This is a genomic window from Pedobacter sp. 01N416 (genome assembly GCF_056399685.1).
This window is the reverse complement of sequence record NZ_JBFTRT010000469.1, coordinates 1-4,103: the sequence shown is the minus strand read 5'-3', so window position 1 is coordinate 4,103 and position 4,103 is coordinate 1. Positions and strand designations below refer to the sequence as shown.

Genomic DNA, 4,103 nt, shown 5'->3' with positions numbered 1-4,103 from the left:
ATGTTGAATTGATATAATAGGCGAAAACAGTAAAGAAGAGCTGAAAATATAGAAGTCCCATGATGCCAAATGGAATTACACAGATAATTCCGATTACACTTAGCACCTTTTTTATAATTTCTAATTTCAAGAACTGTCCACTTTGACCTTTAACTTTTAAAATATTCAGGTTATATGCGTGTACCGGATATAGAATACCCGCAATACATAAAATCTGAAAATAAGGTACAGATGGCAGCCATTTATCGGTTAAAAGCAAAGAGATTAAAGGTTGGGCAATAAGTGCTAAAAAAATCAGGATGGGTGCATTCCAGAATAACACCTGCTGCATTAACCTGCGGTAAACCATTTTAAGCTTTACATCGTCATTGCTGATGTTCGAAAACATAGGATAGGTTACTTTACCAATTGCGGTAGAAATAATCCCAATGGGTAACTGACTTAAACTATCTGCTCTGGCATAAAAGCCCAATTGGGCTGCCGCATAAAAGCGACCTATAATAACGGTGTATAAATTTTGATAAATGGCATCCAACAGGCCAGAAAGTGTCATTTTGTAACCAAAATGAAAGTGCTTTCTGAAGCTTTTTTTATTAAAAATCAGTCGTGGTCGCCAGTCTGAATAAAACCAATGTAAAACGGTAGAAACACTCGCACTCAGCAAACTCATCCAAACTAAACTCCAGGTTCCATAACCATTTTTTGCCAGGTAAATACCTAAACAACCGCCTAGTACTACTGCAGGTATCTGAATGACCGTTTGCAGTTTAAATTTCATTTCCTTAGTTAATAAAGTACTCTGAATACTAAAAAAGGCATTGATTAAAAAGGTTAATCCATAAACCCTAACAATATCTGTAAGTGTTGGCTGCCTGTAAAAACCAGCTATTAGCGGTGCTGCAAAGAACAAAACACCATATACAATGATGCTTCCAAACAGGTTAAAAAAAAATATGGTAGAAAAATCCTTTTGTCCCGCCATCCTTGTGCGGATCAGTGACGATGTTAAGCCGCTATCCATTAAGGAATTACCAACAGCGATAAAAATAGAGAGCATTGCAATTAAGCCAAATTCTGCAGGACTTAATAAGCGGGCCAATATGATGGTAACGAACAGGTTTATGAATTTAACACTAAACTGCTGTCCGATCGACCATATAATGCCCGATCGCGCTTTATATGTTAAACTCATGACCTTACAATCGAACGGTTTCTAATGATTGTGGCAATACTGCTTTTATATCGTACACCACACATTCCGGTTTACGCAATGCTGTGATATTTAAACTATTAAAAGCTTCGTGCGCTACTGCCAGTATAATTCCATCGTACTTTCTGGTTTTTGATGAGCCATTTTCGCAGATAATGCCATAGTTATGCTTGGCTTGATCAGCATTTGCCCAGGGATCGTGAATGGTTACTTTAACTTTGTATTCTTCTAACCGCCTTACAATATCAATTACTTTGGTATTGCGTACATCAGGACAGTTTTCTTTAAAGGTAAAGCCCAACACCAGCACTTCTGCTCCCACAATATGGATGTTTTTAGCGATCATTTTTTTTATGATCTGATCAGCCACATATTTACCCATTCCATCGTTTACACGTCGTCCGGCTAAAATAATTTCGGGGTGATAGCCAGCTTCCTGTGCTTTTTGAGCCAAATAATATGGATCTACGCCAATACAATGTCCACCAACCAAACCTGGTTTAAAATTCAGGAAATTCCATTTGGTTCCGGCTGCCGCTAAAACCTCAGAAGTATCGATACCGATCTGGTTAAAAATCATGGCTAGTTCATTTACAAAAGCAATATTGATATCGCGCTGGGCGTTTTCAATTACTTTTGCTGCTTCCGCTACTTTAATAGACGAAGCTTTATAAGTTCCGGCAGTAATTACCGAACGATACAGCGCATCTATTTTTTCTGCAGCTTCGGGAGTAGAACCTGATGTGATTTTTAAGATATTGGCAACAGTATGTTGTTTATCTCCAGGATTAATACGCTCTGGAGAATAACCAGCAAAAAAATCTTTATTGAAAACCAAACCAGATCCTTTTTCTAAAATGGGTACACATTCGTCTTCAGTTACACCAGGATATACGGTTGATTCGTAAACCACTATATCTCCCTTCTTTAAAACCTTAGCCACAACTGAACTCGCTTTAATTAAAGGTGTTAAATCTGGCCTGTTATTTTTATCAACAGGCGTTGGTACTGTAACAATGTAAACCGACGAGCTGCGTAATTTTTCGATTTCATTGGTACAGTACAGGCCTTTTAAAGTTGTGCATTCGAAGGTTAAAACCTCATTCAATTCTGATTCATTAACTTCCAATGTATTGTCGTATCCAGCTTTTAATTCTGCTATCCTGCTCTGGTTAATATCAAAGCCAAATACCTTGTATTTTTTTGCAAACTCTACTGCCAACGGTAAGCCAACGTAGCCAAGACCAATTACCGTCATTTTCAGATTATCTTCAGCGTTATACATAATGTTGTTGCGTATTTACAGTTAATGTTAAGTTGCTTATTGGCACTCTGGTAACTAAAGCACAGTCTAAATGATCGAATGACATTAAAACATGCTTACCTTGAATCTGGATCACCTCTCCTTCCTGATTATGGAAGAGACCATTACTGATCCGAACACGGTCTCCTTTGGAAACACCGGTTAAACTCACTACATCTACATCATTGTAGGTATCCATAATGTGTTTCAACTTTTCAATCTCACTATCCCGAACCACTGCAGGTTTACCCATGTAATTAATAAAGTTTAAAACACCTAGTGTATACCTGATTTTGTAACCTTCACGCTCATCAATTTTCACAAATACATATCCGGTAAAAAGCGGAAGACTAACTATTTTCTTTCTATCGGCCCATTGATTTTCTACATTACGTACAGGGCAAAAAGATTCGAAACCTTGCTCTTGCAGCAAACGGTCAACTTTTTTCTCCCAACGTGGGCGAGTATAGATCACAAACCATTTTTTTGCGAACGAGGGCTTGATGTTAATTGTAGATTCCATTTTTTTGATGAGGTTATAGTTTTATTTTTTAGGTAATTTGATACAGCTTCGCTATATCACTTACATGACTATTATTGGTTAATTGTTTAAATTGTAGGAACCGGTTAATTGTAATTAGTATTTCCGACTAACCAATTAACCGCTTTACACAGTTAACCTGTTTAAACACTATTCTAAATTTGTTTGCTCACTGGATACAGCTTCGCTATATCACTTACATGACAATTTTTATTTTCAAATGTTATTTTGCTTTTTGGGCAAAAGGGCAATCTAATTGAGAGTTGTTTGCAAGCTGCTAATGCCTTTAATCGATGCACAGTTTATGCATCTAGGCCTTATTGTTTGTAAACAGAATTAAATCGTTTGGGGACGTTTATTTGGTAAAGGGTATTGGTATTCTCTCTTAAAAACCGGCTAACTTTAGTTTGCCATGGCATAACCGTAACCACCGTAGCTGTATTTCTGGCTTTTCTCCCGTTTGGCATCGTTAAAAACAACCATCGGATTTTTAAGCTTATTGTTTTCGCAAATATCTTTCAATATGGCGAGCTGGTATTTATTGGTGTAATTATACCGCACCAGGTAAATGCTTACATCGGCATATTCTGCCAAACTAAAGGCATCAGCCACCTGGCCAACCGGCGAAGTATCGATAATGATGTAATCGAACCTTTCTTTCAGTTCATTAAACAATAGATCCATCTTAGGACTCATCATTACTTCTGCAGGGTTTTCAGGCGATTGACCGCATCCTATAACCCAGATATTATCTGAAACACTGGTAGGTTTAATAATATCATCTAACACAGACTCACCAATTAAATAATCGGTTAAACCGTTAGTTTGTTTTAAACCAACTTTATTCAAGAGGTCAGGTTTTCTTAGATCGAACTCCAGTACAACAACTTTTTTATCAAGCATGCCTAAGGTAGTAGCCAGATTTACACTAAAGAATGTTTTACCCTCTCCTTTCATACTCGAAGTAACCAACATTACCTTATTCTCGATATTGTTAGACATCAGCCCTAAATTCATTCTGATATACCTAAACAACTCTGATATGGTAG

At 37.2% G+C, this 4,103-nt stretch carries 4 protein-coding genes; all 4 read right to left on the bottom strand.

Going from position 1 to position 4,103, the window contains the following annotated elements; all coding sequences use genetic code 11:
* Nucleotides 1-1,192: lipopolysaccharide biosynthesis protein (locus AC1DND_RS21640; RefSeq protein ID WP_477584690.1), on the bottom strand; the 1,192-nt coding region annotated here is incomplete at its 3' end.
* 4 nt (nt 1,193-1,196) lie between these two features.
* On the bottom strand, nt 1,197-2,495 hold the full coding sequence (locus AC1DND_RS21635; protein ID WP_477584689.1) for a nucleotide sugar dehydrogenase: 1,299 nt from the start codon (nt 2,493-2,495) through the stop codon (nt 1,197-1,199).
* Entirely contained in the window at nt 2,488-3,036 is a 549-nt protein-coding gene (locus tag AC1DND_RS21630; protein WP_029276571.1) for a UpxY family transcription antiterminator, read from the bottom strand. Before AC1DND_RS21630 ends, AC1DND_RS21635 begins: the two co-directional genes overlap by 8 nt.
* A gap of 420 nt (nt 3,037-3,456) precedes the next feature.
* Nucleotides 3,457-4,103 (bottom strand): tyrosine-protein kinase family protein (locus tag AC1DND_RS21625; protein ID WP_477584688.1); only part of this gene is annotated, 647 nt, incomplete at its 5' end.

Bases quoted from the DNA above. Each gene is read 5' to 3' on its own strand.
- AC1DND_RS21635 (WP_477584689.1), bottom strand. From the start codon at position 2,495: ATGTATAACGCTGAAGATAATCTGAAAATGACGGTAATTGGTCTTGGC.
- AC1DND_RS21630 (WP_029276571.1), bottom strand. From the start codon at position 3,036: ATGGAATCTACAATTAACATCAAGCCCTCGTTCGCAAAAAAATGGTTT.